Here is a 26,729-nt window from a genome sequence, read left to right on the forward strand (position 1 = left end):
GGGTTCCCTTCTCGGAGGTGCCGGTCTCAGAAGTAGGTGCGGATCAGGTCGACCACGGTGTGGTCGTCGTCCACGACGGGGATGACCTGCCACTTGTCGAAGGCCGTGCACGGGTGGGAGATCCCGAAGCAGATCAGGTCCCCCGGACGCACGGAGGCGTCCCCCGTCGCGACGTAGGCGTGGTGGTCGTTGGTGTCGGTGACGCGCATGCCGTCCGCAGGGGCGGTCGTTCCGTCCGCCCTGCGGATCCGGAGCGCGACGGGCAGGCCCGCGTCGTAGGGGGCCTCCCGCTTGCCCATCCCGGCGATCGCGAGGCCGGGCTCCGGGACGGAGGTGACCTGCGCCCAGATCTCCAGCGCGGCGTCGAGCGAGCCGGGGACGCGGTTGAACGGCGTCCGCTCGGTGTAGATGCCGTCGTCGTGGGAGACGTAGGCGCCGCTGCGCAGCACGACGGTGAGGTCGTGGCCGGGCAGCCAGTCGCCGGCGAGCTTCTCGGCGACCTGGTCGAAGTAGGCGCTGCCGCCGGCGGTGACGACGACGTCGCGGGGGAGCAGCGGGGAGAGCCGGGCGGTCGCGTCGCGCAGGGCGCCGAGGTAGGCGCCGGCCGCCGCGACGTCCGGCAGCCCGCCCTCGTACCCGGCGACGCCGGCGAGCTCCGTGCCGGGCGCGGCGGCGACGGCGTGGGCGACGGCGGCCAGCTCCGCGGCGGTGCGGCAGCCGGTGCGGCCGCCCGGGTGGCCGAGCTCGACCAGGACGCGGAACGGGCGCTCGCCCGCCGCCGCGGAGATCGCGGCGACGCCCTCGGGGGAGTCGGCGTACAGCAGGAACTCCATGCCGCGGTCGATCTCGCCGCCGAGCCAGCGCAGCGCGGTCGGGTCGAGCAGCTCGTTGGCCAGCAGGACGCGGGGGACGCCGAACGTCCGGTAGGCGAGCACCTGGTTGGCGGTCGCGGCGGTGATGCCCCAGGCGCCCGCGTCCAGCTGGGCCTGGAACAGCGTCGGGGCCATGGACGTCTTGCCGTGCGGCGCGAACGCGAGGCCGTGCTCCCGGCAGAACGCGGCGAGGGCCGCGATGTTGTGGTCCAGCGCCGACCGCCGCGCCACCATCAGCGGCCAGGTGAACGGGCCGCCGAACAGCGGGTGCCGGGCGGCGGCGAACTCCTCCAGAGGGACGGGCGGGCCGGGCACCAGGAGGCCCTTGGTCCGCCAGTCGACGTGCTCGCCGGGAATGGTGAGGCTCACGGCTGGTTTCCTTCCTGCGGGTCGTGACGCGACGTGTCGTTGCGGGGCCGGTCAGGGCGGCGGCGGGACGGCCGGGACGAGCCGAGCACCCGGGAGATCTCCGGGCCCGCCCGCTCGACCATCGGCCCGACCTCCCGGACCCGCGCCGGCGTCATCCGCGACGTCAGCCCGGACACGCCGAGCGCCCCCACGGCCCGGTCGGTGTGGTCGAAGACCGGCGCGGCGACGCAGCGGACCTCGGGCTCGTTCTCCCGGTCGTCCACGGCGTACCCGGACAGGCGCACCCGCTCCAGCTCGGCGGCCAGCCGCGCCGGGTCGGTGATCGTCCGCTCGGTGCGCGCGGGCATCCCGGCCGCGACGACGGTCTGGAAGGCGTCCTCGCCGAGCCAGGCGAGGATGGCCTTGCCGACGGCGGTCCGGTAGGCGGGCATCCGCAGCCCGACGCGGGACGCCATCCGGACGTTGTGCTCGTTCTCCACCTTGTCGATGTAGACGACGTCGGGGGCCTCGTAGACGACGAGGTGGCACGTCTCCCCCACGAGGTGCTGGAGGCGGCGCAGCGGGTCGGCGGCGACCGACCGCATGTCCAGCGTCGACAGGTACGCCTGGCCGAGCCGCAGCGCGCCGTGCCCGAGCCGGAACCAGCCGGTCTCGCGGTCGCGGGTGAGCAGGTCGCCGTCGATGAGCGGCTGCGCGAGCCGCAGCACGGTGCTCTTGCTGATGTCGAGGTCGTCGGCGATGCGGGTCAGCGACACCCCGCGCGCGTCGGCGCGGTCGCGGACGTGGTCGAGGACGGCGAGCGCGCGGCGCAGCGACGACGACTGGTTCCTCGGTTTCGCCTGGTCGGTCGTCATGTGGTGCTCCCCGGAAGCAGGCCGCGGCGCAGGACGTCCCGCGCGGCGCGCAGGTGCCGCCCGGTGGCGGCCAGCGTGCCCGGCGCCGTGAACCTACCGGTCATGAGGGACTCCTTGTGCTGGTCCGGGCCCGGACGGGCCTCGGCGAACTGGGTGGGGGGAACTGGAGGTCAGACACCCCATGTCGTTTGATGTCAAGCGGCATGGAGGTGTGCGTGGTGCGACCAGGCGGTCGCTTCGTCGTAGAGGGTGCGGGTCTTGAGGCATCCGTGGAGGATGCCGACGAGGCGGTTGCCGAGCTGGCGCAGGGCGGGGTTGTAGCCGGTCTCGCGGGCGCGCTGTTTGTCGTAGTAGCGGCGGGCGCCGGGCGAGGCGCGCAGGGCTGAGAACGCCTGGGTCTGCAGCGCGTCGGCGAGGCGGTTGTTGCGGACGTAGCGGGCCTGGACGGTGTGGCTCTTGCCGGAGGCCCGGGTGATGGGGCTGGTGCCGGCGTAGTTCTTGCGGGCTTTGGCGGATGCGTAGCGGGTGGGGTCGTCTCCGAACTCGGCGAGCACCCGGGCGCCGGTGATCTCCGCGATGCCGGGCATCGAGAGGTAGATCTCAGCGTCCGGGTGCGTTCGAAAATGGGCCTTCACCTGCTCCTCCATTGCGGCTATCTGCTCGTTCAGCGCGATGATCAGATGGGCGTGGGCGGTGGCGGTGGCCGCGTAAGCGGCGGTGACCGGCTCGGGCAGGCCGAGCTGCCGTTGGCGCAGCGCGGTCTGGATCGTGGCCGCTTTGGCGTCCCGGTTGCGTCGGCGGGCGCGGGCCAGGACGGCCGTGATCTGGGTGCGGGTCAGCTTCGCCCCGGCTGCCGGGGCGGGCGCCTTGATCAGCAGTTCCAGTGCGTCCGTGCTGGTCAGGGCCAGGTCGGCGTAGGCGTTCAGGGCAGCGGGGAAGTACTCCCGCAGCGTGCTGCGCAGCCGCTGGAAGGCGCGGGTGCGTTCCCAGATCAGGGTCTGGTGGGCGCGGGCGACGACCTTGACGGCCTGGGCCTGGGCGCTGTCCCCGGCCACCGGCCGCAGTTGGGCCCGGTCGATGCGGACCATGTCGGCCAGCGCGTGTGCGTCGCCCTTGTCGCTTTTGGCGCCGGAGGAGGCGTACCGCTCCTTGAACCGGGCCACCTGCCGGGGATTGATCGCATAGACCTGGTAACCGGAGGCGATCAGGGCCTGCACCCATGAGCCGCGGTCGGTCTCGATCCCGACCACGACCTCGGCGGCATCAAGGTCCCCACCGCCGTGCTCGGCGACGAGCTCGTGCAGCTTGGCGATCCCCTCCACGCCCTCGGACAACCTCGCGGCGGCCAGTTTCCGGCCGGTCTCGTCCTGGACCTCGACATCGTGGTGGTCTTCGGCCCAGTCATCGCCGATCAGCAGCACTCGTCCTCCTGGTCAGGTACTTCGCTCCTTGCAGCCTGCGGAAAGCGCGGCACGCGGCCTAATGGATCCAGTGCTCACACCCCACTGGGCGGGCACGCCACCCCATCAGCGGTCTGGCCTCCCGGCCGACCAGCAGGGGCACGGTCTGACCTCAGAAGTCGGACGGCTTCCGGCGGCGGGAGTGCTCACCTGCTGGCGGCTACGGCTACCGAGTCTCTACGACCCGGCAGCTCCCATTAGGCGGGGGTGAGGGCCCGCCCCGGCGGTACCGCGTTCTCGGTGAGAACGCCGCCGGCCAGGACGGGGACGCCGTTGACCACGACGTGCTCCACGCCCTCGGCGGGCGACCTGGGTCTTTCGTAGGTGGCGCGGTCGGTGACGGCGGCCGGGTCGACGACGGCGAGGTCGGCGGCGCGCCCCGTCTCGACGCGGCCCCGGTCGGCGAGCCGGAACCGGTCGGCGGCGCGCCCGGCCAGGTGCACGGCGGCCTGCTCCCACGTCCAGTCGCCGAGCTCGCGGACGTGCCGCCCGAGCAGCCGGGCGAACGCGCCCCACCCGCGCGGATGCGGATGCCCGCCCTGGTAGATGGCGTCGGAGCCGGTCGTCTGGGCGGGATGCCGCAGCAGCGCCCGCACCGACTCCTCGCTGTTGGTCGGCGGCTGCCCGAACACGCACCCGGCCTCCAGCCGGGTCGCGACGAGCAGGTCGCAGCAGAACGCGCCGGGGCCCGAGCCGGCCCGCTCGGCCGCGTCCGGCAGGCTCATGCCCTCCGCCCACCGGAACCCGTCGGAGGGGACGTGCGAGAGCGTGATCCGGGGCCACACCTCGGGGCGGTGCGCGAACCAGTCGCGCTCCAGCCTCTCCCGGACGGACGGGTCGGCGAGCGCGTCCAGCGTGGCGTCCAGGTCGGCGATGGGGAGCCAGCCGGGCAGCGTGACGAGCGTCAGCGTGCTGGATCCCCGCAGGTAGGGGTAGTTGTCGAAGGTCAGGTCGATGCCCTCGGCGCGTGCGCCGTCCACGAGCGCGACCAGCTCGTCGCCGGGGCCGTGGTAGTGCGAGACGTGCGGGGCGACGCGGCCCGCCCGCGCGATCTCCAGCACCTCCGCCATCGCCGCGCCGGCGGCGGACTCGTATCCGCGCATGTGCGTGACGTAGGGCAGGCCGGCCGCGCCGACCGGCGCGCACAGCGCCGCGATCTCGGCGGCGGCGGCGTAGGCGCCGGGGACGTACTCCAGCCCGGTGGACAGCCCCGCCGCCCCCTCGGACAGGCCGCGCTCGACCTGCGCCCGCATGGCCGCCAGCTCGCCGGACTCCGGGGCGCGCCGCGCCGTCCCGAGGACGCCGTGCCGGATCGTCCCGTGCGGCAGCAGGTAGACGGTGTTGAGCGGGGTGCGCCGGTCGTAGGAGGCGAGCAGTTCCGCGACGGTCACCGGCCCGCCGCCCAGCCCGGGGTGCCTGCCGTTGACCGGCGCGAAGTAGCGGCTCACGTAGCGGAGCGTCTCGGCGCCCGACGGCGCGTAGGAGACCCCGTCCTGGCCGAGGACGAACGTCGTGACGCCCTGCCGCAGCGCGGCGAGCCGCACGTCGGGGTCGAACACGGCGGCGTCGCCGTGGACGTGGGTGTCGATGAAGCCCGGCATCACGTACCGGCCGGTCGCGTCGATCTCGGCGGACGCCCGCGCGCCGCCGAGGACGCCGACCGCGGCGATCCGTCCGTCGGTGACGGCGACGTCCGCGCGGCGCCCGGGGGCCCCGGTGCCGTCCAGCACCGTCCCCCCGCGAACCAGCAGATCGTACATTGGACCTCATTTACCCCAAAGAGCGCGTAACCGGACTTCCGTGCCGGTCATCGTGGAGGTTATGGGGCGCGCCAAGCGCCGCACCAGATTTGCAACACATGATTCTGCATTGCACAACCACCCCTTGACCTGCGACGTTACCGAAGCCGGAGGGAGCGGCGGCGGGGAAGGGGGAAGCGCGGGCCGGCTACGCCCTGGGGCGGCGCAGCAGGAACGGCCGCACGCGCCCCAGGCCCTGCAACGGGCGGGGACGCAGACCGGAGGCCTCGCAGGGCCCGGACGGCAGCGCCGAGACCAGGCCGGCGTCGGCCAGGACCGTCCCCGGGTAGGCGGTCGACGTCAGCCGCGCGGCCATGTTGACCGGCGTGCCGAACACGTCGCCGAGCCGCTGGATGACCTCGCCGTAGGCGAGGCCGACGCGGACCTTGGAGAAGTCGGGGTCCTCGTTGAACCGCTCCGCGACGCGCAGCCCGATCTCCGCGGCGGCGCCCGCGGCGGGCGCGACGAACAGGACCTCGTCGCCGAGCGTCTTGACGACGCGGCCCCCGCACTCGGCGACGATGTGCGTGACGGCCCACTCGAAGCGCTCGACGAAGCCGGCCAGGGCGTCGCCGTCGAGACTGCGGCTCAGCCGGGTGAACGACACGACGTCGGCGAACCCGACCGCGAGGAGCGCGACGCCCGCGGCGGGGTCGGCCCGCGCGGTGGCGGTGGACGCGGCGGCGCGCATCCCGGCGGCGGTGAGCTGGCGGCGCCAGCCGTGCAGCAGCAGCCGCTCGAACGAGGGGCGCAGCTCCTCGGTGGCGATCAGGGCCGCGGTGACCAGGTCGGACGACACCGGCTCGTCGGACGGCAGCGCGCTCAGGCGCTGGAGCCACACGTCGCCGAGCCAGCTGGCGAGCCGCCCCATCGTCTGGCCGACGGCGCGGACGAGCTGGAGCACGGTCTCCTCGTCCACCAGCTCGTGGGCCAGGACCCCGCGGATCTCGACGAGCGCGGCCACGTCGCCGTCGGTGAAGGCGACCTCGTCGTCCGGCGGGACGGGGAAGCCGAGCGCCTGCCAGATGCGCCGGGCGAAGTCCTCCGAGACGCCCGCCCGGCCCTCGACCTCCCGGCGCGTGTAGCGCAGGGGGCCGCCGAGGAGGGTCTCCTCGATGTCGTCCGCCATGCGGGCAACCCTATGTGCCATCGATCGATGTAACAATGAGGTGGGGGTAAGATCACGGCGGTCAGACGACACGAGCCGGCGGACGGGGCATGGCCGAGTACCGAATCGACGAGCTGGCGCGGCTGGCGGGCAGCACGGTGCGCAACATCCGCGCCTACCAGGACCGCGGCCTGCTGCCGCCGCCCCGCCTCGAAGGCCGGGTCGGCATGTACGACGACACGCACCTGGCGCGGCTGCGGCTGATCGGCAAGCTGCTCGGCCGCGGCTACACGTTCGCGATCATCAAGGACCTGCTGGGCGCCTGGGAGACCGGCAAGGACGTCGCCGAGGTGCTCGGGCTGGAGAAGGTCCTCACCGACCCCTGGTCGGACGAGATCCCCGGCACCGCCACCTACGAGGACCTGATGGCCAAGTTCGGCTCCGGCCTGGACGAGGAGCAGGTCGCCCGCACCCTGGAGCGCACGGTCGAGCTCGGCCTGATCGAGCCGGACGGCGACAAGTACCGGGTGCCGAGCCCGCGGCTGCTGCACGTCGGCGCCGAACTGGTCGCCGCCGGCGTCCCGCTGCAGTCCGTCCTCGACATCGCCGGGCAGATCCGCGCCGACTGCGACGTGATCGCCGGGCGGTTCGTGAACCTCGTCCAGGAGCACGTGTTCGCGCGGCTGGAGCGCGAGCCCGTCCCCGACGGCGACGACGTGGGCGAGGTCGCCGCCGTGGTCCGCCGGATGCGCCCGCTGGTGAAGATGGTCGTCGACCCGTTCATCGCCCGGGCCATGGAGGCCCGCGTCCAGGCGGCGCTCGGCGACCACCTCGAAATGGTCAGGGACCATCTCGGGGAGCCGCCCGCCGCCGGCGGCTGAGCCGCTACAGCAGCGTCGCGCCCCACACGACCTTCACCACGTGCGGCGCGCCCTCGGAGTCGGTGAAGGTCAGCGTGCCCTGCCCCGGCAGGCCGATGAGCGCCGTCCGCAACGTGATCGTCAGGTTCGTCGTGCCGTCCTCGACCATGCCGCCCTGCATCTGCGACAGGATCAGCTGGTTCGACGAGGTCATCGCCGTCCAGGACACCGGGCCGCTCTTCGCCTCAAGGCTGACCTGGGCGGTCTTCGTCCCGTACATCTCGACCTTGGCGGGGTTCACCACGAGGACGCCGGGCGGCTTGGGCGAGTTCGACGGCGGCGCCGGCTGCTGCGGCGTCTGCGCCGGGCCCTGCGGGCCCTCCTGGGTCTTCTCGTGCGTCTGCGGGGCGGGCGGCGGCTGCCCGGGGCGGGCCTGCGCGCCCCCGCCGGGCCCGTGCGGCGCCGCCCTGCCGTGCCCCTGGCCCGCCGGCCGCTCCTGCGTGATCGACGGCTGCGGATGCGTGCGGAACGGCGGCCACGACAGCGTTCCGTCGCCGATCCCCGGCCCCATCGCGAACGCGACGACGAGGGCCGCGGCCAGGGCGCCCACCATGCCGCCCCCGGTGAACAGCCACCGGCGCGTGAACGGCGACGGCACGTCCGGCTGGCTCGGCAGGCCGGACGGCGTCAGCGTCCCGCCGCGCGCCGCGATGTCGGCGCGGTAGCCCGCCAGCTCCGGGTCCGTCGCGGTGTGCATGACGCGGTGCCGCAGCGCCGCGGGCAGCACGGGCGCGGGCGCCCGGCGCAGCAGCGCGGCCGCGGTCACCCGGGCCCGGGCACGGCAGTCGTCGCAGCCGGCCGCGTGCCTCTCGACCGCGGGATCGGCCGGGGAGACCTCGCCGCGGCGGCGCGGACGCCACCAGGGCCTTCCGCCCGGCTCCGCCGGAGGGGGCGGCTCCTCCCGGCGGTCCGGGGCCCGCGCGGCCAGGACCGGGATCGCCGCGGACCGGGACTCCTCGGCCGCGTCCGCGGCGGCGGCGCACTCCCGTCCCGCGCGGGCGATCTCCCGCTGCAGGGCCGCGTCGAGCTGGGCGCGCACCCTGCGCACCCGCGCGGCGGCCCGCCGCGACGACAGGCCAAGCGTCGCCCCGAGGCGGGCCGGGCGCAGGCCGTGCCGGTGCGTCAGGAGCATCACCTCCTGGTCGACGGGCTCCAGCCGGGAAAGGCACGCGCGCAGGAGATCGTGCAGCTCGTCCGACCGCGGCCGGTCCGGCGCCGGGTCGCCGGTTTCGGCGCGATCCAGAAACGGCACGTCGGAGAACTCGCCGTCCCGGTCCCAGAACAGCACCTTCGGGCGGCCTCGGCGTATGCAGCGGCGCCGCGCCGCTCCGTACAGCCAGGAACTCAGATACAGGTGGTCGCGCATTCGGGGAGCGCGGCGGCAGGCGTCGATGAACGCGTCATGGACGATGTCGGCGGCCGCTTTCTCGTCCCCGGTCATCGACAGCGCGTAATCGTAAAGGCGCTCGCCGTATTCGTCGTAGAGCGCGGCCAAGGCCGCCTCGTCACCCTCGTTCAGCCCCTTGACCAGCTTGCGGTCGGCTGTGGGGGCGGAGGTGGACAACCTGGGCATTCACGCTCCCGGCAGCGGAGTGTGGAAGTTGCCCCCATAGGGGCCATCCGGACAATCAGCCCACCTTGCATACACCCCCGGACCCCGCCCGCACCACATGATCGCCTGAAATGGCCGCAATGGTGACCCGGGGTGATTGTGTGCGTCTCTGCGTGACCACCCGATCTGTGACTCCGGGTCAGAATCCGGTGAACGAAGCGGTGTCAATCGGCGCGCCGCACCTCCAGATCACCGTCCGCATAGCGCCGCCGAAGCACTTTTTTATCGAACTTGCCCACGCTGGTCTTCGGGACCTCGGTGATGAAAGCCCATCGTTCCGGAAGCTGCCACCGGGCGACCCGCCCGGCGAGGAACCCGCGCAGTTCCGCCGCCGTGACCCCCGCCCCGTCCCGCACGACGACCGACGCGAGCGGGCGCTCCTGCCAGCGGTCGTCGGGCACCCCCACCACCGCCGCCTCCACGACGTCCGGATGGGCCATGAGATGGTTCTCCAGCTCCACCGACGAGATCCACTCCCCGCCCGACTTGATGACGTCCTTCGCCCGGTCGGTGAGAACGAGGTACCCGTCCGGCGACAGCGTCCCGACGTCCCCGGTGCGCAGCCACCCGTCGTGGAACCTCCCGGGGTCCTCGTCCAGGTGGTAGGCGCCGGTGATCCACGGGCCGCGGATCTCGACCTCCCCGACGGCCTCCCCGTCGCGCGGCAGCACCACGTCGCCGTCCCCCACGATCCGCATCTCCAGCCCGGCGAGGACGCGGCCCTGGCTCACCCGCGCCCGCCACGCGTCCTCGCCCGCCGCCCCCGGCGGCGGGTGCGCGACCGACGCGACCGGCGAGGTCTCCGTCATCCCCCACGCCTGCACGATCCGGACGCCGATCTCCTCGAACCCGCGCATCAGCGCCTCCGGCACCGCCGACCCGCCGCACGGGACGAGCCGCAGCGACGCCAGGTCCGACCCGTGCTCCCTCGCGTGCCGCAGGACGTCCGACCAGATCGTCGGCACCGCGCCCGCGACCGTGGGGCGCTCGGCCTCGATGAGCCGGACGAGCGGCTCCGCCTGCAGGAACCTGTCCGGCATGACCAGCGAGGCGCCCGCCATCACCGCCGCGTACGGCAGCCCCCAGGCGTTCGCGTGGAACATCGGCACCACCGGCAGGACCACGTCGGACGCGCCCAGCCCCATCGCGTTCCCCGTGCACGTCGACATCGAGTGCAGGTACGCCGACCGGTGCGAGTAGACGACGCCCTTCGGGTCGCCCGTCGTCCCGCTCGTGTAGCACATGGCGGCGGCCGACCGCTCGTCGATCTCCGGCCAGTCGAACGCCGCCGGCGCCGCCGCGAGCAGCTCCTCGTAGTCGTGCAGTTCCTTGCCCGCGCCCTCCAGCGGCGCGACGTCGCCCTCCCCGACCACGACCACGTGCCGGACCGTCTCGAACCGCGCCAGCACCGGCGCGAGCAGCGGGACCAGCGACGCGTCCGCGATGACGACCCGGTCCTCGGCGTGGTTCGCGATGTAGACGAGCTGGTCGGGGAACAGCCGCAGGTTGAGCGTGTGCAGCACGGCGCCCATCGACGGCACCGCCAGGTACGCCTCCAGGTGCTCGGTGTTGTTCCACATGAACGTGGCGACCCGCTGGTCGCCGTCCACCCCGAGCCCCCTCAGCGCCCCCGCCAGCCGCGCGGCGCGCTCACCCACCTCCGCGTAGGTGCGGCGCCGCGTCCCGTCCCCCGTCCACGTGGAGACCGTGGCCTCCCCGAACACCCCGGCCCCGCAACGCATGATCGTCGTGATGGTCAGCGGAAAGTCCTGCATCGTGCTCCACACGGGATGCTCTCTCCGTTCTCCCAGGGGTAGCGCCCCCTGGAACCCCCCGTTACGAGCCGGGCGATCCTCACGCCACGGCTGAGGTTCTCGTGCCCGTGCGGGTTCGTGTCGTGTCGCTGCGGTCGCCCGGCTCGGCGGGTCCCCTCCACGCGTGAGGACAGGTGTCCTCATCCAAGAACGCCGGATAGGACAAATCAACCCTCTCACCCCCAAAACCAAGCGAGAACCCACAGCCGACGCACGCACGCCCTCACCTTGTTGGAGCCGTCCCGATACCGCGCGCGGAGCGCGGTGACCGGGATTCCAGGGGGTTGCCGCCTGGGTCAGTACAGCTCTCGGAGGCGGGTCATGGCGCGGGAGACGGTGGACTTGACCGTGCCCACGCTGACGCCCAGGACTTCGGCGATCTCGCGTTCGGACATGTCCTCGTAGTAGCGGAGCATCACGGCGAGGCGCTGGCGCTCGGGGAGGCGGCTGAGGGCGCGGCCCAGGGCGTCGCGCATCTCGCTGCGGTCGGTGTGGTCCTCGACGGGGCGCTCGGGGAGCTGGTCGGTGGGGTAGACGTCCAGCTTGCGGCGGCGCCACCAGGAGATCTGCGTGTTGACCATGGCGCGGCGGACGTAGCCGTCCAGGGCGGAGCGGTCCTCGATGCGGTCCCAGGCGAGGTAGGTCTTGGCCAGGGCGGCCTGGAGGAGGTCCTCGGCCTCGGCGCGGTCGCTGGTGAGCTGGGTGGCGGCCCGGAGCAGGACGGGGCCGCGTTCCACCACGTATGCGCGGAACTCCTCATGCCGCGTCGCGTTCACACCCACCACCGGACCAGGGGTTGGGGAGCCGCGCCGACTCCCGGTATGACGACGATCGCATGCCCGGCGTCATTACGGCCCTACTGGAACAACATATCCGGGTCAACCAGTTCATATTCTTCTACCGAGGTAGATCAAACTTCCTCCACCCATTGACTTATCGCGACAAATCCGTCGACAGCGGGGTCACGTCGCGTGACTCTTGACTCACCGCCCTAACACCTGTTGCCGTACGTCACGACGATCGATACGGAGTGCCGCGATGCCGACGACCCCCCTGCGCCGGGCGGCGCACCGCCGGGCGTTGCCCCCCGAGAATCCCGAGGGCGGCCCGCGCCCGCGCGGGGTCAGCGGGATGGTGCTGGACGCGAGCCCGCATCTTCTGGTGGTCGCCGAGAGCGGGGCGCGGGCGGCCGAGACCCGCATCGCGATGAGCGAGGACACAGCGATCTGGCACGGCGGGCGCGGGGGCCCCGCCGCGCTGCGGCCGGGCCGGCCCGTGGTCGTCCGGCGGACCGGCGGCGGCCGCGCCGACCGGATCTGGGTGGGCATCGGCCGGGTCAGCGGGGCGATCCTCGCGTGCGGGCGCGGCACCGTCGAGGTGGACATGGGGCCGCACCGCGGGCGCGCCCACGTGGTCGTCCCGCCGTCCGTCCTCGGCCCGGTGCTGGTCCGGCACCCGCGCCTGGAGCCCGGCTACCTGATCGACGTGATCTGCGTGGGGTCCCCCGGCGGCCCGCAGGCGGTGCGTCCGGGGACCTCGCAGCCCGGGTACCGGGTCGCCGACCTCGCCGCGCCGGCGGCGGCCGCGCCGGTGCCGCAGGAGACGCGCGGGACGGCGACCTGGTTCGGCGGCGTGGAGGGGGAGTGGCGGGACGGGGCGTCCTACCCGGCGGTCGACTCCGAGGGGGACGCCGGGGGCTGCGCGGACGCCCCGTCCGGATGCGCGCCGATGCCGTACCTGTCGATCGGCAGCGAGATCGTCGTCCGCAACGAGTGCGGGGGGCGTTCGGCGCCGGTACCGGTGATCGAGTGCGGCTGCACGGCGGCCCGGTTCTGCGACCGGTGCGTGGAGTGCGACGCGTCGCCGCGAGGACGGATCGTCGAGCTGACCCCGGCCGCCTTCGCCGGGCTCGGCGGCGACCTGGCGGCCGGCTGCTTCAACGCGGCCGTCCGGCCGCGCGCGCCGCGGGGGGCGGAGGGGCCATGGTGACGGCGATCCAGAACACGCAGGTGCTGCTGCTGGCGGCGGTGCTGCTGGTGGCGTGCATGGCGAAGCTGACGACGCGGGAGCGGGCGGGGGCCGCGCCTGACCACGTGCACGGCGTGCCGGTGCCGGCCAGGCTCGCGCGGCTGTCCGCGCTGCGCCGCAGCCGGGGCATGACGGTCGGGCTCGGCATCGGCGAGGGGGTGCTCGGCCTCGCGCTGCTGGTGACCTCGCACCTGTCGGTGCGGCTGGCGACGACGGCGGCGTTCGCCGCCGCGACCTGGGTCGTCGGCGAGCTGCGGGTGCACAGGCCGGACGCGGGATGCGGCTGTTTCGGCGCGCTGAGCGCCAAGAAGGTGGACCGGCGCAGCGTGCTGCGGGCGATGCTCTTCACCTGCGCGGCGGTCGTCTCGCTCGGCGCGCCGCACGCGGGCGTGGACGTGCTGCGGGACGCCCACACGCGGGTGGGCCTGCTGTTCGCGGTCGAGGTCGCGCTGTTCCTGGCGCTGTCCCCCGAGCTGGCGGAGCTGGCCGGGCGGCACCGGCGCCCGCGCGCCGCCGTCCCGTGCGAGCGGCGCCGCAGCCCGATGCCGGAGACCCACGCGCGGCTGTACGACAGCCCGGCGTGGGCCGAGCACGAGAACGCGATCAAGAGCGCCGTGCCGCTGGAGGTGTGGCGGGAGGGCTGCTGGCGGTTCGTGGCCTTCCCCGGGCGGGTGCGCGAGCGGGACGTGGAGATCGTGTTCGCGGTGTCGACCTCGGAGCGGGACCCGGCCGTCCGGTCGGCGGTGGTGGCGCCCGAAACCCCCGCGCCCGTCCGGTCGGACCTGGTGTCCAGGGGTCAGTGAGAGATCGCCCGCCGGGATCCATCAGAACTGCCGGGCGGCGCCCCCGCGCGAGCGCCGGTAGAGGAGGCGCCGGGTGCGGGCGTGCAGCGCCTCGCGCAGCCGGACCATGTACCGGTTCTCCGACCCGACGTCCGGCGGGCGGCCGCCCTGGTCCTGCCGCATCGCGGAGTCGTCGTAGCCGAGGATCGAGGCGGATATCTCGTCCTCGTCCAAGAGTTCGTCGTCGGTGTCGTGGTCGCGGGACCGGCGTCGCACTGTCATGTGTTCCCCTGGCATCGCCCGGATGCCCGCCGCATCGCCACAGGGCTCCTACCCCGCCGACCTGATACGACAACCCCTGAGTCGCCTGGCGGCGACCGGTTCACCAGTCGCCCGGACGACGCCTGACCCTTGTCTGCGACTCTCTAGCGCTATCTAAGAAATAGCCTAGAAAGGCTTAGAAAGAGTCAGAGGATGGTCGAGCGAAATCTACGGCTCTCTACCTCTGTCGCTAGAGAGCCGGATACTTGCCCGACGAGACGTCTCGATGCGGCCTTCTACCGCTCTCTAGCACTGGCGCTAGAGAGCCCGACAGGCGGCTGGGTCAGGCGGGCTGGGAGCGGAGGAACTTGCCGAAGTGCGGGACGGTGAACGCGACCACGCCGCGCTCGGCGCTGTAGATGAGGCCCTTCTTGATGAGCCCGTCACGGGCGGGCGACAGGCTGGACGGTTTGCGGCCCAGCTCGTCGGCGACGGACGCGGTGGGCACCGGGTCGTCGCCGAGCATGGCCATGGCGCGCATGTAGTCGCGCTCGGCGGGGGTGGCGCGCTCGTAGCGGCTGCCGAAGAATCCGACGGCGAGCTCGCTCTCCGCCTCCGGCGCGGCGACCCTGATGTCGTCGGCGGTGATGGGGCTGTCGGGCGCGACGTCCCACACGACCTTGGCGTACGCCTGGACGAAGTAGGGGTAGCCGTCGGCCGCGCCGTACAGGGCGTCGAGGGCGTCCGGGGTGAAGGTGACGTCCTCGCGCTCGGCGGGGGCCAGCAGCGCGACGTCGGCCGACTCGCGGTCGAGCCGGTCGATGCGGGCGTACCGGAAGAGCCGCTCGGAGTAGGACTTGCTCGCCGACAGCACGGCCGGCAGGTGCGGCAGGCCCGCGCCCACCACGATCAGCGGGCCGCCGACCTGCGACAACTCATGGCACGCGGCGCACAGCGCGGACACGTCGTCGGCCGGGATGTCCTGCATCTCGTCGACGAACAGGGCGATGCCGACGCCGACGTCGGTCGCCACGGAGGCCGCGTCGACGAACAGCTCGGTGAGGTCGATCTCCAGGTCGCCGGAGTCGGCGCGGCCCCGCGCGGCGGGCACGTCGATGCCGGGCTGCCAGCGGTGCGCCCGCGCCCTGTCCTTGCCGGAGGGCTCGGGGCCCGCCTGCGCGAACGCCTTGAGCACGCCGAGGAACTCCTCGATGCGGTCGGGCGCGCGGTGCCGGGGCGCCAGTTCCCGGACGGCCCGGTGCAGCGCGGACGCCACCGGGCGGCGGATCGACTGGTCGGGACGGGCCTCGATCTTCCCCGTCCCCCACAGCCGCTGGATCGCCTGCGACCGGAAGGCGTTGAGCAGCACGGTCTTGCCCACCCCGCGCAGCCCGGTGACGATCATGCTGCGCTCGGGGCGTCCGCGGGCGACGCGTTCGAGCACGACCTCGAACTGCCGCAGCTCGCGGTCGCGGCCGGCCAGCTCGGGCGGGCGCTGCCCGGCGCCCGGGGCGTAGGGGTTGCGCACGGGGTCCACGCTCTCGGACTCTATGAGGCGATATAGCTGCGGCCGTAGATTTGCGTAGAGAACGCCGCGGCGTGTCGCGTGGTCACGCCTCCGCCCCCGGTGCGCGGAGCCGCCCGGCCCCCGTGTGGCCATGGTCGCCACCATGTCGCCTCCCGGGCGAGCGCGTTCGAACAAGGCGGTCGAACTTCTGTTCGACTGTTCGAACACAGTAGCGCACGCCGTCTTCCCCCGTCACGCGAACACCGAAGACGACCCCGGCCGCAGGCACCACCCCCGCGGCCGGGGAGCTCGGAGTCCGGCCCCGCGGGTCAGGCCAGGGGCTCGTCCGCCGCGGACCGGTGGGGGACCTTCTCGGCGGGAACGGTGCCCATGCGTCCGGCCTGGAAGTCCTCGAACGCCTGGACGATCTCGTCGCGGGTGTTCATCACGAAGGGCCCGTACCGGGCGATCGGCTCCCGGATCGGCAGGCCGCCGAGGACGAGGATCTCCCACCCCGCGGAACTGGCGGTCGGCTGGCCGTCGGCCGCGCGCACGACCAGGCCGTCCGCCTCGCCCTTGTGGTGCGAACCGGCGAACACGGCGAGCTGCCCCTCGTCCAGCGCGACCTCCTCCACGCCGGCCGTGCCGCGGCCGGACAGGACGTACACCAGCGCGTTGAAGTCGCGCGGCCAGGGCAGCGCGAGGCGGGCCCCGGGCGCGACGGTCGCGTGCAGGTAGTTGATCGGCGTGTAGGTGACGCCGGGACCGTCGTGTCCGGCGAGCGACCCGGCGATGACGCGCACCAGGGACGAGCCGTCGTCGGCGGCGAGCAGCGTGACGTCGCGGGCCTCGATGTCCTGGTAGCGCGGCGGGACCCACTTCTGGGCGCGCGGCAGGTTGACCCAGAGCTGGACGCCGTGGAACAGGCCGCCCTTGGCGACCAGCTCGGGCGGCGGCTGCTCGATGTGCTGGAGGCCGGACGCGGCCGTCATCCACTGCGTGCCGCCGTCGGCGATGAGTCCGCCGCCGCCGGTGGTGTCCTGGTGCTGGAACGCTCCATCGATGATGTAGGTGACGGTCTCGAAGCCCCGGTGCGGATGCCAGGGCGTGCCCTTGGCCTCACCGGGCGCGTACTCGACGGCGCCCATGTGGTCCAGGAGCAGGAACGGGTCGGCCAGGGACAGGTCGATGCCCGGGAACGGGCGCCTGACCTGGAAGCCCTCGCCCTCCAGGTGGCGCTGGGCGGTCACGACCTTCGCGACGCGGCGCCAGTCGGTGCCCTCCTGCGGCAGCAGCGGCAGGCGGGGCAGGGTCAGCGGGTCGGCCATCACGGCAGGCATCGGGTTCTCCCTTGTCCGGGCGCCCCGTCCGCGGTCGGGCGGTGCGCTGGCCTCTGCAACGTAGTTGATGCTTCAACTATTTCCTCGGACGGAGACACCCGTCCTGCTAGGCTGAAGATAGTGAAAGTTAATTGAATCTTCAACATATGGTCTATACTCCGGGCATGACCGAACCCCGCTGGCTCGACGCCGCCCAGCAGCGCGACTGGCGCGCGTACGTGGACGGCAGCGTCCGGCTCACCGAGGTCATGGACCGGGACCTCAAGACCAAGCACGGCCTGTCGAACTCCGAGTACGAGATCCTCGTCCGGCTGTCGGAGGCGCCCGACCGGCGGCTGCGGATGGCGGAACTGGCCGACAACGCCAGCCAGTCGCGCAGCCGGCTCTCCCACACCTGCTCCCGCCTGGAGACCAAGGGCCTCGTCAAGCGGGACAGCTGCCCGAACGACAAGCGCGGCGTCTACGCGCACCTCACCGACGAGGGCTTCGCCGCGCTGGACCGCGCCGCCCGCGACCATGTCGAGGTCGTCCGGACGTTCTTCATCGACGTCGTCGAGCCCCGGGACCTGGAGGCCATCGGACGCGCCTTCGGCGTCGTCCTCAAGCGGCTGGGCGGTTCGTCCTAGAGCGGGGCGGTCACGCCCGTCAGGAACCCGACGGACAGCAGGGTCAGCAGCCCCCAGGCGAGCATCATCCCGATGCCGAACGTCCGCCACCGCCCGCCGACCTTCCAGGCGAGCAGGCCGCCGAGCCCGAAGGCCAGCACCAGCAGCGTCACGAACTGCGGCAGCAGGCTGGGGCGGCGGCTCATCATCAGCGGCGGGTACATCATCACGGCGTCGACGAAGACGAACGCCGCCATGCCGGCCGCGAGCGCCTTGACGTCCCGGCCGAGGAACGCGCGCGCGCGCTCCGCGGCGACCTGCGCCTTCTCCGTCTGCAGCAGAGGCTGCGCAGCCGCCTGCTCGACCTCCACGCTGTGCGCGACCGCGAAGATCTCGTCTTCGAGGCTCGGGAGGTCCCTCTCCTGAGGCTCCGCCATTCGAGCTCCCTGGGGCCGGAAGCCCGCCGGGCGACATGCCCGGCGGATGTTCGAGGATCACGGCCCGTCCGTCCCGGCCCTATCCCGCGGGCGCGCCTTCAAACGCACCGTAGCGAATACCAGGCCCGGCGCGCGCATCAGGTGACCCTGCGTATGCTGCAAAGATGCCAGGTAGAGGGGCCAAGAGGACCGCGATACTCCTCGCCACGCTGCTGGCCGTGCCGCTCGCCGCGGCCGGATGTGGCCGCGGAGGCGACGACACGGGCGGGTCGGCGCCGCCGGCGACCCCGCCGACCGCGTCCGCTCCGACCACCCCGACCACCCCGTCGCCGTCCCCGAGCAAGCAGGGCTTCCAGTCCACGATCAAGAAGGTGACGGCCGGGGACCTGAGCCACTCGTGGCGCCGCGGCTGCCCCGTGTCGCCGTCCGGGCTCCGGATGATCGAGATGACCTACTGGGGGATGGACGACGAGCCGCACACCGGCGGGCGGCTCGTCGTCAACGCGAAGGCGGCCGGCGACCTGGTCAAGGTGTTCAGGAAGCTGTACACCATGCGCTACCCCATCGAGCGCATGCAGCCGGTCGACAAGTACAAGGGCAGCGACTTCGACTCGATCGAGGCGAACAACACCTCGGCGTTCAACTGCCGCCAGGCGACCGGTTCGAGCTCGTTCTCCAACCACGCCTACGGTCTCGCGGTCGACATCAACCCGTGCCAGAACCCGTACGTCTACGCGGACGGGCGGGTCGCGCACAAGGACTGCGTCAAGTACAAGAACCGCAAGAACGACGATCCGGGCGTCATCCACGCCGGCGACAAGGTCGTCAAGGCGTTCGCCTCGATCGGCTGGAGCTGGGGCGGCACCTGGAGCGGCGCCCGCGACTACCAGCACTTCTCCAGCTCGGGCCGCTGAGCGTCACATCATCATGAGGGCGATCACGAGGATCGCCACGACGGCCACCACGGCGACGACGCCGACGATGATGCCGACATTGGGTCCGGACTTCTCCGGCTGCGTCTGGCTGGCGAAGTTCTGGAACTGGTGCGTCGTGCCTGCCGGATCCTGCGGTGTCTGCGACATGCCGAAGAGGGTAACGAACCCTTCGCCCCGAGTCGGGCGATTTCACCACGAGAGCAACTCGCGTCACAGCGGGTGATCCCAGGGGGGTGGCTCCTCGGGAGCCGCGGCGCAGGAGCCGTGGGCCGCGCATTGCGCGGCCGCGCCTCTGCCGGCTCCTGAGCGGAGAGTGTGGGATTCGAACCCACGAGGACTGTCCCCAGCCCTGGGCGCTTTCAAGGCGCCTGCACTAGTCCACTATGCGAACTCTCCAGGTGACCGCGCTCGCGGTCATCGCCCACGATAGCGGGCGGAGGCGGTTGCGTTCGACCGCGAACGGCGACCGCCTAGGGGACGCGGTAGCCGGGGACGGACGGCCAGCGCACCGTCAGCACCACCGACTCCTCCTCGGCCTCCCACGAGTGGTCGACGCCGCGTCCCCACACCACGTAGTCGCCCTGCTCGGCGAGGACGACGTCGCCGCGGGGGAACTCCAGACGGAAGCGGCCGCTGATCAGCACGAGCAGGGCGGTGCGCCGCTCGCCGTCCGTCCACGCGGCGCGGCGCTCGCCCCTCGGGTGCACGCCCCACTTGATCTCGACCTCCGGGCTGTGCCGCAGGTCGCCGGGCGCCTTGAAGTGCCCGAGCAGCCAGCCCCGGTCGCAGGCCGCGTCCGGAGCCGCCTTCCCCACGTAGACACCGTCGTCGTCCGTCACAGATGGCAACGGTAGCCCAGGTCAGGACTGCGGCCGCTGGAAGGCGAAGCCGTCGCCCACCACGGCGGCGAGTGTCAGGTACGCCTCGCGGGTCGCGGGGGCGAGCTGCTCCAGCTCGACCTCGGCGCCCTCCTCCAGGTGGTCGTCGTAGGGGATGCGGACGACGGCGCGGCAGCGGCTCTCGAAGTGCGCCTGGAGCTTGTCCAGGTCGACCTGGCTCCGGGTGCGGTTGCGGACCATCGACAGGACGACGACGCCGTTGCGGACCAGGTGGCCGTGGTCGTGCGCCTCCAGCCAGTCGAGGGTCGCGCTCGCGGACCGGGCGCCGTCCACCGACGGCGAGCTGACCAGGACGAGCTGGTCGGCCAGGCTCAGCACGCCCGCCATCGCCGAGTGCAGCAGCCCGGTGCCGCAGTCGGTGATGCAGACCGAGTAGTACTGCTCCAGGACGACGGCGACGGCGGCGTAGTCCTCGGCGCTGAACGCCTCGCTGACCGCCGGGTCGCGGTCGGACGCGAGGATCTCCAGCCGCGCCTCGTTCTGCGAGGTGAACGCGCGGACGTCGGCGTACCGGGAGATCTGCTCGCGGTTGTTGAGCAGGTCGCGGACGGTCGCGGCGGTCTCCAGCCTGACCTTGTCCGACAGGGTCCCGCGGTCGGGGTTGGCGTCCACGGCGATGACGCGGTCGCCGCGCAGCGATCCCAGCATCGAGCCGAGGCCGGTGGTCGTGGTCGTCTTGCCGACGCCGCCCTTCAGCGACATGACGGCCACCCGGTGGTGCCCGCCCGCCACGGCGGTGCGCGCCCGCGCGATCAGGTCCTTGCGGCGCAGGTCGCCCTGCGACTCGCCCGGGTGGATGCCGCCCGCGGTCGCCTTGTAGACGGCGCGCCGCCAGCCGGACGAAGGAGCGATGCGTCGCTCCCCGAGCAGGTTCTCGGAGCTGAGGCTGTCGGCGCTCTGCGACTCCTGCTGCTGGGGCTGCCCGGGGTGGCCCGGCGTCATCATCTGGCCGAGCGCCTGCGGGTACTGCTCCTCCCCCTGCGGCGGTCCGGCCGGATACCCGTAGCCCTGCGGCTGGTACGGCTGCCCGGTGTTCGGGTCGACGGGGGGAGCGTAGGGCTGCCCGGTGTTCGGGTCCACCGGCGGGTACGGCAGGCCGCCCGCGTTCGGGTCAGGTGCGTAGGGCCGGCCCGTCGCGGGGTCCATCGGCGGATACGGCTGGCCGGGCGCGCCCGGTGCCTGCTGGAACGGCTGGCCGGAGTTCGGGTCGAACCCAGGGAACTGCTGGCCCGCGGCATTCGGGTCAGGTGCGTACGGCTGCCCGGTGGCGGGGTCGACCTGGGGGTAGGGCTGGCCGCCCGCGTTCGGGTCAGGTGCGTACGGCTGGCCCGCGTTCGGGTCCACCGGCGGGAACTGCTGGCCATCCGAGTCCGGGCCGAACGAGAAGAACTGCCCGGCGTTCGGGTCAGGTGCGTATGGCTGGCCGGTGGCGGGGTCGACCGGCGGGTGCGGCTGGCCGGGCGAGCCTGGGCCCTGCTGGAACGGCTGGCCGACGCTCGGGTCGAACCCCAGGAACTGCTGGCCCGCGGCGTTCGGGTCAGGTGCGTACGGCTGCCCGGTGGCGGGGTCGACCGGCGGGTACGGCTGGCCGCCCGCGTTCGGGTCGGGCTGGAACTGCGGTCCGGGGGTGGGCTCGACCATGGGGAACTGCTGGTCGGCCGCGTTCGGGTCGGCCGCGAAGGGCTGGCCCGTCGCGGGGTCCATCGGCGGGTAGGGCTGGCCGGGCCCGTTGAGGTCGGGGGCGAGCGGCCGGCCCGTGGCCGGGTCGACGGGGACGTACGGACGGCCTGAGGCGTCCGTGTCCTGCGGGTAGGGCCGGCCCGTGGCCGGGTCGATGGGCTGGTAGGCCTGGCCCGGCGCGTCCTGCCGGCCGAACTGGTCGGACGGGTAGGGCGGCAGCTGGTCGAGGGGCGGGGCCGCGTTGCCGTTCGCGTCGTACGGGGACGGCTGGGGCTGGTAGCCGCCCGTCGTGTGCGGCGGCGGGAGCATGCCGCCGTCGAACGGCTGCGGCATCGGACCGCCCTCGTAGGGGGGCTGCGGCGGGCCGAAAATCTCCGGGGAGTCCTGGAACGCGGGGGGCGCCGCGAGCCAGGGTTCCGCGTTCGGCTCGGGCGGCTCGGCGGGGGCGGGAGCGGGAGCGGGGGCGGGGGCGGAGGCGGGCGGCGCGTTCTCCTGCTCCTCGGGCCCCTGCGGCGGCTGCGCACCCTCAGTGGCGGGAGGCGGATCCGTCGTGTCGCCGCTCATGGCGTCCAGAGAGGCCAGCCGCTCCTCCAAGGACCGCCCGTCGTGCTCGTTCCTCGCCACCGTTTTCCCCCTCGGGCACGCCTCTGATGATCCTCACGGTGCAGGCGGGCAAAAAGGCCCCCACGCAGGATACCGGTGCGTCAATACCGGGCATCCCGCGCGTAGACAGGCCTTGCCGCGTCGGCGGGCGGAGGCGGGGAGGCCTTGGAGGCGCCCGGTAGCGTGACCGATATGCATGCGATCGTGATTCGCGAGCCGGGCGACGCCGATGTCCTGGAATGGAGGCCGGTGCCGGATCCGGCGCCGAAGCCGGGCGAGGTGCTGATCGACGTGGCGGCGAGCGCCGCCAACCGCGCCGACGTCATGCAGAGGATGGGCTTCTATCCCCCGCCGCAGGACGCTCCCCCGTACCCGGGCCTTGAGGTGTCCGGACGGATCGCCGCGCTGGGCGAGGGCGTGACCGGGCGAGCCGTCGGCGACGAGGTGTGCGCGCTGCTCAGCGGCGGAGGCTACGCCGAGCGGGTCGCGGTCCCCGCCTCGCAGGTGCTGCCGGTGCCGCGCGGCGTGGACCTCGTGGAGGCGGCCGGGCTCCCGGAGGTCGCCTGCACGGTGTGGTCGAACGTGTTCATGCTGGCCGGGCTGCGCGAGGGCGAGACCCTGCTCGTCCACGGCGGCGGGAGCGGCATCGGGACCTTCGCCATCCAGCTCGCCAAGGCGCGCGGCGCGCGCGTGGTGACGACGGTGGGGAGCCCGGAGAAGGCCGAGAGGTGCCGGGAGCTGGGCGCCGACGTCACCGTGAACTACCGCGAGGACGACTTCGTCGAGAGCGGCCCCTACGACGTGATCCTCGACCTCGTCGGCGCGAAGTACCTGCGGCGCAACGTGGAGGCCCTCGCCACCGGCGGACGGCTGATGGTGATCGGGCTCCAGGGCGGCGCGAAGGCGGAGCTGGACCTCGGCATGCTGCTGCGCAAGCGGGCGCTGGTGCACGCCACGACTTTGCGGGCCCGTCCGTTGGAGGAGAAGGCGCGGATCGTGGCCGGCGTCCGGGAGCAGGTGTGGCCGCTCCTGGAGGCGGGACGGATCCGGACGGTCGTCGACCGGCGGATCCCCATGGCCGAGGCGTCGCGGGCGCACGAGTTGATGGAACAGAGCGGTCACGTCGGCAAGATCCTGCTGACCGTGTGAGGATGTGGAGTTTATGAGCGAGGCTTCGAAGAAGCAGTCGGAAGAGCCCCAGGTGCTCGTCCTCGGCCCGAACGGCATCGCCGTCGAGGGCGGCGGCGACGGGGAGTCCGAGGGCAAGTCGGTGACCGAGATGGTCGAGCAGCCGGCGAAGGTCATGCGGATCGGCGGGATGATCCGGCAGCTGCTGGAGGAGGTCAAAGCCGCCCCGCTGGACGAGGCGAGCCGGGCCCGGCTGCGGGAGATCCACCAGTCGTCCATCAAGGAGCTGGAGGACGGCCTCGCGCCCGAGCTGGTCGCGGAGCTGGAGCGCCTGTCGCTGCCGTTCACCGAGGGCACGGTGCCGAGCGAGTCGGAGCTGCGGATCGCGCAGGCGCAGCTCGTCGGCTGGCTGGAGGGCCTGTTCCACGGCATCCAGACGACCCTGTTCGCCCAGCAGATGGCGGCGCGGGCGCAGCTGGAGCAGATGCGGCGCGCCCTGCCCGCGGGAATGGTGCCCCCCGGCGCCGAGGAGGACCCGCACCCCGGGACGCGATCGTCCGGCCCCTACCTGTAGGACGCGCGACTCCGGCCGCACCCCGCAGCGGGTGCGGCCGCGCTAGGGGAAGAGGCGTTCCAGGACCTCGGCCACGCCGTCGTCGTCGTTGCGGGACGTCTTGTGCGACACGGCGGCCAGCACGAGCGGGTGCGCGTTCGCGACCCCGTAGGACGTGCCCGCCCAGGTCAGCATCGGCAGGTCGTTGGGCATGTCGCCGAACGCGGTGACGTCCCGCGCCGTGACGCCGAGCTCGCCGCACAGGGCCGCCAGGGCGCTGGCCTTGGTGACGCCGAGCGCGCTCATCTCCAGCAGCCCCCGCCCGGAGGAGTGCGTCACGGTCACGAGGTCGCCGACGGCCCGGACCGCCTTCTCCGAGAGCGCGTCGGGATCGGCGGCCGGATGGAAGGCCAGCAGCTTGGTCCCGCCCCGGCTGACCAGCTCGGCGTCGTCCACGGGACGGCCGCCGAGCGCCGCCGCGTCCCACCGGCCGAGGTCGTAGGCGGCCTCGAACACGAACCCGGTGGGGTACTCCACCGCGAAGCGCAGCTCGGGCACGGTGCCGCGCAGCCGCCCGATCACCTCGGCGAGCACGTCCGGCACGATCTCGTTGGCCTGCAGGACGGCCTCGGTGTGCAGGTCGTAGAGGACGGCGCCGTTGGCGCAGATCGCGACGCCGCGGTGGCCGACGGCCGCGGCGATCTCCGTCATCCAGCGCGGCGGCCGCCCGGTGACCATGACGAGCACCGCCCCGGCCCGCTCGACCCGGGCGAGGGCGGCGACGGTCCGGGCGGAGATCGTGCCGTCGGAGCGCACGATCGTGCCGTCGAGGTCGGTGGCGATCACGCGCGGCGAGGACTCAGACATGTCACCTTCCTGGGCAGATGGGACACACCCTAGGCCAGGGCCATGACCCGCCCGACTCCCGGCATCGCCCGAGGGCCCCGGGGAACGCGAACGGGGCCCGTCCCAGGCCAGGACGGGCCCCGCTCCACGCGCGCTCAGCGCTTGACCGGCTCCAGGACCTCCAGGCCCAGGAACTTCTGCAGCGCCTTCGGGACGCGCACCGAACCGTCGGCCTGCTGGTGGTTCTCCAGGATCGCGACCATCCACCGCGTCGTCGCCAGCGTCCCGTTCAGGGTCGCCACCGGCTGGTTCCTGCCGTCGGCGTCGCGGTGCCGCACCGCCAGGCGCCGCGCCTGGAACTCGGTGCAGTTCGACGTCGAGGTGACCTCGCGGTAGGTGTTCTGCGTCGGCACCCACGCCTCGCAGTCGTACTTGCGGGCCGCGCTGGCGCCGAGGTCGCCCGCCGCCACGTCGATCACCCGGTACGGGATCTCGACCTTGGCGAGCATCTCCTTCTCCCATTCCAGCAGCCGCAGGTGCTCGGCGTGGGAGTCGGCCGGGTCGCAGTAGGAGAACATCTCCACCTTGTCGAACTGGTGGACGCGGATGATGCCGCGCGTGTCCTTGCCGTAGGAGCCGGCCTCGCGGCGGAAGCAGGACGACCACGCCACGTACCGCCGCGGCAGCTCGTCGACGATCTCGTTCATGTGGTACGCGGCGAGCGGCACCTCCGACGTCCCGACGAGGTACAGCTCCTCCTCCGGAAGCTGGTACACCTCGGCGGCGTGCGCGCCGAGGAACCCGGTGCCCTCCATCGCCTCCGGCTTCACCAGGACCGGCGGGTACATCGGCACGAACCCGCTCGCGACGGCCTGCTCCATGGCGAGGTTCAGCAGCGCGTACTGGAGCCGCGCGCCCACGCCCGTCAGGTAGTAGAACCGCGCGCCGGACACCTTCGCGCCGCGCTCCATGTCGATCGCGCCGAGGGTCTCGCCGAGCTCCAGGTGGTCCTTCGGCTCGAAGTCGAACGCGGTCGGCTCGCCGACGTGCTCCAGGACGACGAAGTCCTGCTCGCCGCCGGGCGGGGCGTCCTCCTCGATGAGGTTCGGGACGCCCTTGAGCAGCGCGTCGAGCTCCCCGCCGAGGCGGTCGGCCTCCGCCTCGCGCTCCTTCACCTGCTGCGCCAGTTCCTTGGCGCGGGCCAGCAGCGCCTGCCGCTCGTCGCCCTGCGCCTTGGACACCGACTTGCCGAAACTCTTCTGCTCCGCCCTGAGCTGCTCGAACGAGGTCAGCGCCGAGCGGCGCCTCCCGTCCAGGTCGAGCAGCCGGTCGACGACGCCGTCATCCTCACCGCGGGCGCGCTGCGAGGCGCGCAGCCGCTCGGGATCCTCTCGAAGAGCTCGCAGGTCAATCACAGACCCGAGGCTACCGGCCGGCGCCCCCGTCCGCGCGCGGGTATCGGCGGTTCGCGCCCCTCGGCACCCGCCGTCGATACCCGCCGCTACCGGGCGCCGCTCGCCAGCAGGGCGTGCGCGGGCAGCGCGACCTTCCCGTCGCCGGCCGCGTACTCCGTGACGATCTCGTCGTAGGCGGCCTTGACGCGCGCGACGGTCGGCGCGTCCTGCCGCCCGACGACCACGCCGTTCGTGCCGATCCGGGCCAGCGCGCCCGTCTCCCACCACTCCTCGGGGTCGACGACGTGCCTCCAGGTCACCTCCTCGACCGCGACCTCGGCGAACCCCGCCTCGGCCACCAGCCGCCGGAACGCCGCCGGCTCCCCGTGCTCCAGGAACGGCGGCGCGGGGATGTCGTCCGGCCACGGCACGCCCGCCGCCTCGATCGCCTCCCGGACGATCGCGAGGGCCCCGCTGCCCGGCATCACCCAGCAGGTCACCGCCAGCCGCCCGCCCTCGCGCAGCACGCGCCGCAGCCGGGCCAGCACCGCGCCGGGGGCGCCCACGTGGTTGATGACGAAGTTGCCGGCGACCGCGTCGAACGTCCCGTCCTCGAACGGGACCTCGGGCAGCACGGCGACCCGCACGTCCAGCCCGGGGACGTTCCGGCGCGCCGTCTCGGCCATGCCCGGCTCGGCGTCCATGGCCGACACCCGCGCGCCGCGCCGCGCCGCCTCCCGCGAGACGAACCCGGGCCCGGTGCCGACGTCGAGCAGCCGCGTCCCGTCCGCCACCCCGGCCGCGTCCAGCAGCGGCTCGATCATGTACCGCGTGACGTGGGCGAACCCCCGCTCGTACGCGGGGGCCCGCCCGGCCCACAGCTCCCGCTCGTAAAGATCGAAGTCCTGCGCCACGCCCCGCAG

General features: G+C 73.2%; 25 protein-coding genes and 1 tRNA gene. 7 read left to right on the plus strand and 19 right to left on the minus strand.

Translation table 11 applies throughout. From position 1 onward, the window contains the following. Window positions 1-26: 26 nt before the first annotated feature. From ACQEU6_RS28360 to ACQEU6_RS28380, 5 genes are all read right to left on the minus strand, one after another. Window positions 27-1,241 (minus strand): alanine racemase, encoded by a 1,215-nt coding sequence (locus ACQEU6_RS28360; RefSeq protein WP_499336105.1) that lies wholly within the window; start codon window positions 1,239-1,241, stop codon window positions 27-29. Beyond that, window positions 1,238-2,095 carry an IclR family transcriptional regulator gene (locus tag ACQEU6_RS28365; RefSeq protein ID WP_499336106.1) on the minus strand — a complete coding sequence of 286 codons (858 nt, stop codon included), beginning with the start codon at window positions 2,093-2,095 and terminating at the stop codon, window positions 1,238-1,240. Before ACQEU6_RS28365 ends, ACQEU6_RS28360 begins: the two co-directional genes overlap by 4 nt. Before the next feature lie 194 nt (window positions 2,096-2,289). Beyond that, window positions 2,290-3,516 (minus strand): IS110 family RNA-guided transposase, encoded by a 1,227-nt coding sequence (locus tag ACQEU6_RS28370; protein WP_499329217.1) that lies wholly within the window; start codon window positions 3,514-3,516, stop codon window positions 2,290-2,292. A gap of 236 nt (window positions 3,517-3,752) precedes the next feature. After that, the gene (locus ACQEU6_RS28375; protein WP_499336107.1) at window positions 3,753-5,315 is read right to left on the minus strand and encodes an N-acyl-D-amino-acid deacylase family protein; all 1,563 of its coding nucleotides are present in this window, start codon (window positions 5,313-5,315) and stop codon (window positions 3,753-3,755) included. Window positions 5,316-5,502: 187 nt separating this feature from the next. Continuing rightward, entirely contained in the window at window positions 5,503-6,483 is a 981-nt protein-coding gene (locus ACQEU6_RS28380) for an adenylate/guanylate cyclase domain-containing protein (RefSeq protein ID WP_499336108.1), read from the minus strand. An 89-nt stretch (window positions 6,484-6,572) separates the two neighbouring features. Between ACQEU6_RS28380 and ACQEU6_RS28385 the strand changes: the two genes are divergently transcribed. After that, window positions 6,573-7,343, plus strand: coding sequence for a MerR family transcriptional regulator (locus ACQEU6_RS28385; RefSeq protein ID WP_499336109.1), 771 nt, complete (start codon window positions 6,573-6,575; stop codon window positions 7,341-7,343). Between the two features lie 4 nt (window positions 7,344-7,347). On the opposite strand, the gene ACQEU6_RS28390 is transcribed toward ACQEU6_RS28385, so the two are convergent. The 3 genes from ACQEU6_RS28390 to ACQEU6_RS28400 all read right to left on the minus strand — a co-directional run bounded on the left by ACQEU6_RS28390 (window position 7,348) and on the right by ACQEU6_RS28400 (window position 11,593). After that, entirely contained in the window at window positions 7,348-8,955 is a 1,608-nt protein-coding gene (locus ACQEU6_RS28390) for an RNA polymerase sigma factor (protein ID WP_499336110.1), read from the minus strand. Window positions 8,956-9,158: 203 nt separating this feature from the next. Beyond that, a complete protein-coding gene (locus tag ACQEU6_RS28395) occupies window positions 9,159-10,769 on the minus strand; it encodes a long-chain fatty acid--CoA ligase (RefSeq protein WP_499336111.1) in 1,611 nt (536 codons plus the stop codon). A 335-nt stretch (window positions 10,770-11,104) separates the two neighbouring features. Further along, a complete protein-coding gene (locus ACQEU6_RS28400; RefSeq protein WP_499336112.1) occupies window positions 11,105-11,593 on the minus strand; it encodes a SigE family RNA polymerase sigma factor in 489 nt (162 codons plus the stop codon). Window positions 11,594-11,846: 253 nt separating this feature from the next. On the opposite strand from ACQEU6_RS28400, the gene ACQEU6_RS28405 reads away from it, so the two are divergent. Further along, entirely contained in the window at window positions 11,847-12,797 is a 951-nt protein-coding gene (locus ACQEU6_RS28405) for a hypothetical protein (protein WP_499336113.1), read from the plus strand. Further along, on the plus strand, window positions 12,791-13,639 hold the full coding sequence (locus ACQEU6_RS28410) for a MauE/DoxX family redox-associated membrane protein (RefSeq protein WP_499336114.1): 849 nt from the start codon (window positions 12,791-12,793) through the stop codon (window positions 13,637-13,639). The genes ACQEU6_RS28405 and ACQEU6_RS28410 overlap by 7 nt, the downstream gene beginning before the upstream one ends. Before the next feature lie 21 nt (window positions 13,640-13,660). Here the strand turns inward: ACQEU6_RS28410 and ACQEU6_RS28415 are convergent, their stop codons facing one another. The 3 genes from ACQEU6_RS28415 to ACQEU6_RS28425 all read right to left on the minus strand — a co-directional run bounded on the left by ACQEU6_RS28415 (window position 13,661) and on the right by ACQEU6_RS28425 (window position 16,726). Further along, window positions 13,661-13,900: a hypothetical protein gene (locus ACQEU6_RS28415; protein WP_499336115.1), complete on the minus strand. Its 240-nt coding sequence runs from the start codon at window positions 13,898-13,900 to the stop codon at window positions 13,661-13,663. Window positions 13,901-14,222: 322 nt separating this feature from the next. Continuing rightward, window positions 14,223-15,407 carry an ATP-binding protein gene (locus ACQEU6_RS28420; protein WP_499340371.1) on the minus strand — a complete coding sequence of 395 codons (1,185 nt, stop codon included), beginning with the start codon at window positions 15,405-15,407 and terminating at the stop codon, window positions 14,223-14,225. A 308-nt stretch (window positions 15,408-15,715) separates the two neighbouring features. Further along, complete coding sequence (locus ACQEU6_RS28425) at window positions 15,716-16,726, minus strand: pirin family protein (protein ID WP_499336116.1); 1,011 nt, start codon at window positions 16,724-16,726, stop codon at window positions 15,716-15,718. A gap of 164 nt (window positions 16,727-16,890) precedes the next feature. On the opposite strand from ACQEU6_RS28425, the gene ACQEU6_RS28430 reads away from it, so the two are divergent. Beyond that, complete coding sequence (locus ACQEU6_RS28430; RefSeq protein WP_499336117.1) at window positions 16,891-17,352, plus strand: MarR family winged helix-turn-helix transcriptional regulator; 462 nt, start codon at window positions 16,891-16,893, stop codon at window positions 17,350-17,352. On the opposite strand, the gene ACQEU6_RS28435 is transcribed toward ACQEU6_RS28430, so the two are convergent. Further along, window positions 17,349-17,768: a hypothetical protein gene (locus tag ACQEU6_RS28435; RefSeq protein ID WP_499336118.1), complete on the minus strand. Its 420-nt coding sequence runs from the start codon at window positions 17,766-17,768 to the stop codon at window positions 17,349-17,351. The two genes, ACQEU6_RS28430 and ACQEU6_RS28435, sit on opposite strands and share 4 nt — an antisense overlap. 164 nt (window positions 17,769-17,932) lie before the next feature. Here ACQEU6_RS28435 and ACQEU6_RS28440 point away from each other — a divergent pair, with 164 nt between their 5' ends. Beyond that, entirely contained in the window at window positions 17,933-18,682 is a 750-nt protein-coding gene (locus tag ACQEU6_RS28440) for a M15 family metallopeptidase (RefSeq protein WP_499336119.1), read from the plus strand. 3 nt (window positions 18,683-18,685) lie between these two features. Here ACQEU6_RS28440 and ACQEU6_RS28445 read toward each other — a convergent pair whose 3' ends face one another. The 4 genes from ACQEU6_RS28445 to ACQEU6_RS28460 all read right to left on the minus strand — a co-directional run bounded on the left by ACQEU6_RS28445 (window position 18,686) and on the right by ACQEU6_RS28460 (window position 21,906). Continuing rightward, on the minus strand, window positions 18,686-18,850 hold the full coding sequence (locus ACQEU6_RS28445) for a hypothetical protein (RefSeq protein ID WP_499336120.1): 165 nt from the start codon (window positions 18,848-18,850) through the stop codon (window positions 18,686-18,688). A gap of 160 nt (window positions 18,851-19,010) precedes the next feature. After that, window positions 19,011-19,099, minus strand: a tRNA-Ser gene (locus ACQEU6_RS28450). Window positions 19,100-19,173: 74 nt separating this feature from the next. After that, window positions 19,174-19,542, minus strand: coding sequence for a cupin domain-containing protein (locus ACQEU6_RS28455; RefSeq protein ID WP_499336121.1), 369 nt, complete (start codon window positions 19,540-19,542; stop codon window positions 19,174-19,176). 21 nt (window positions 19,543-19,563) lie between these two features. Further along, on the minus strand, window positions 19,564-21,906 hold the full coding sequence (locus ACQEU6_RS28460) for a MinD/ParA family ATP-binding protein (RefSeq protein ID WP_499336122.1): 2,343 nt from the start codon (window positions 21,904-21,906) through the stop codon (window positions 19,564-19,566). Window positions 21,907-22,077: 171 nt separating this feature from the next. Between ACQEU6_RS28460 and ACQEU6_RS28465 the strand changes: the two genes are divergently transcribed. Together ACQEU6_RS28465 and ACQEU6_RS28470 are read left to right on the plus strand one after the other, a co-directional pair. After that, window positions 22,078-23,034 carry an NAD(P)H-quinone oxidoreductase gene (locus tag ACQEU6_RS28465; protein WP_499336123.1) on the plus strand — a complete coding sequence of 319 codons (957 nt, stop codon included), beginning with the start codon at window positions 22,078-22,080 and terminating at the stop codon, window positions 23,032-23,034. Window positions 23,035-23,047: 13 nt separating this feature from the next. Beyond that, a complete protein-coding gene (locus tag ACQEU6_RS28470) occupies window positions 23,048-23,587 on the plus strand; it encodes a bacterial proteasome activator family protein (protein ID WP_499336124.1) in 540 nt (179 codons plus the stop codon). A 42-nt stretch (window positions 23,588-23,629) separates the two neighbouring features. Here the strand turns inward: ACQEU6_RS28470 and ACQEU6_RS28475 are convergent, their stop codons facing one another. From ACQEU6_RS28475 to ACQEU6_RS28485, 3 genes are all read right to left on the minus strand, one after another. Further along, the gene (locus tag ACQEU6_RS28475) at window positions 23,630-24,433 is read right to left on the minus strand and encodes a Cof-type HAD-IIB family hydrolase (RefSeq protein WP_499336125.1); all 804 of its coding nucleotides are present in this window, start codon (window positions 24,431-24,433) and stop codon (window positions 23,630-23,632) included. Window positions 24,434-24,567: 134 nt separating this feature from the next. Further along, a complete protein-coding gene (gene serS, locus ACQEU6_RS28480) occupies window positions 24,568-25,827 on the minus strand; it encodes a serine--tRNA ligase (RefSeq protein ID WP_499336126.1) in 1,260 nt (419 codons plus the stop codon). Window positions 25,828-25,913: 86 nt separating this feature from the next. Continuing rightward, entirely contained in the window at window positions 25,914-26,720 is an 807-nt protein-coding gene (locus tag ACQEU6_RS28485) for a class I SAM-dependent methyltransferase (RefSeq protein ID WP_499336127.1), read from the minus strand. Window positions 26,721-26,729 lie beyond the last annotated feature (9 nt).

It is taken from the genome of Spirillospora sp. CA-108201 (assembly GCF_050936235.1).
In the GTDB taxonomy this organism is placed as follows: Bacteria; Actinomycetota; Actinomycetes; order Streptosporangiales; family Streptosporangiaceae; genus Spirillospora.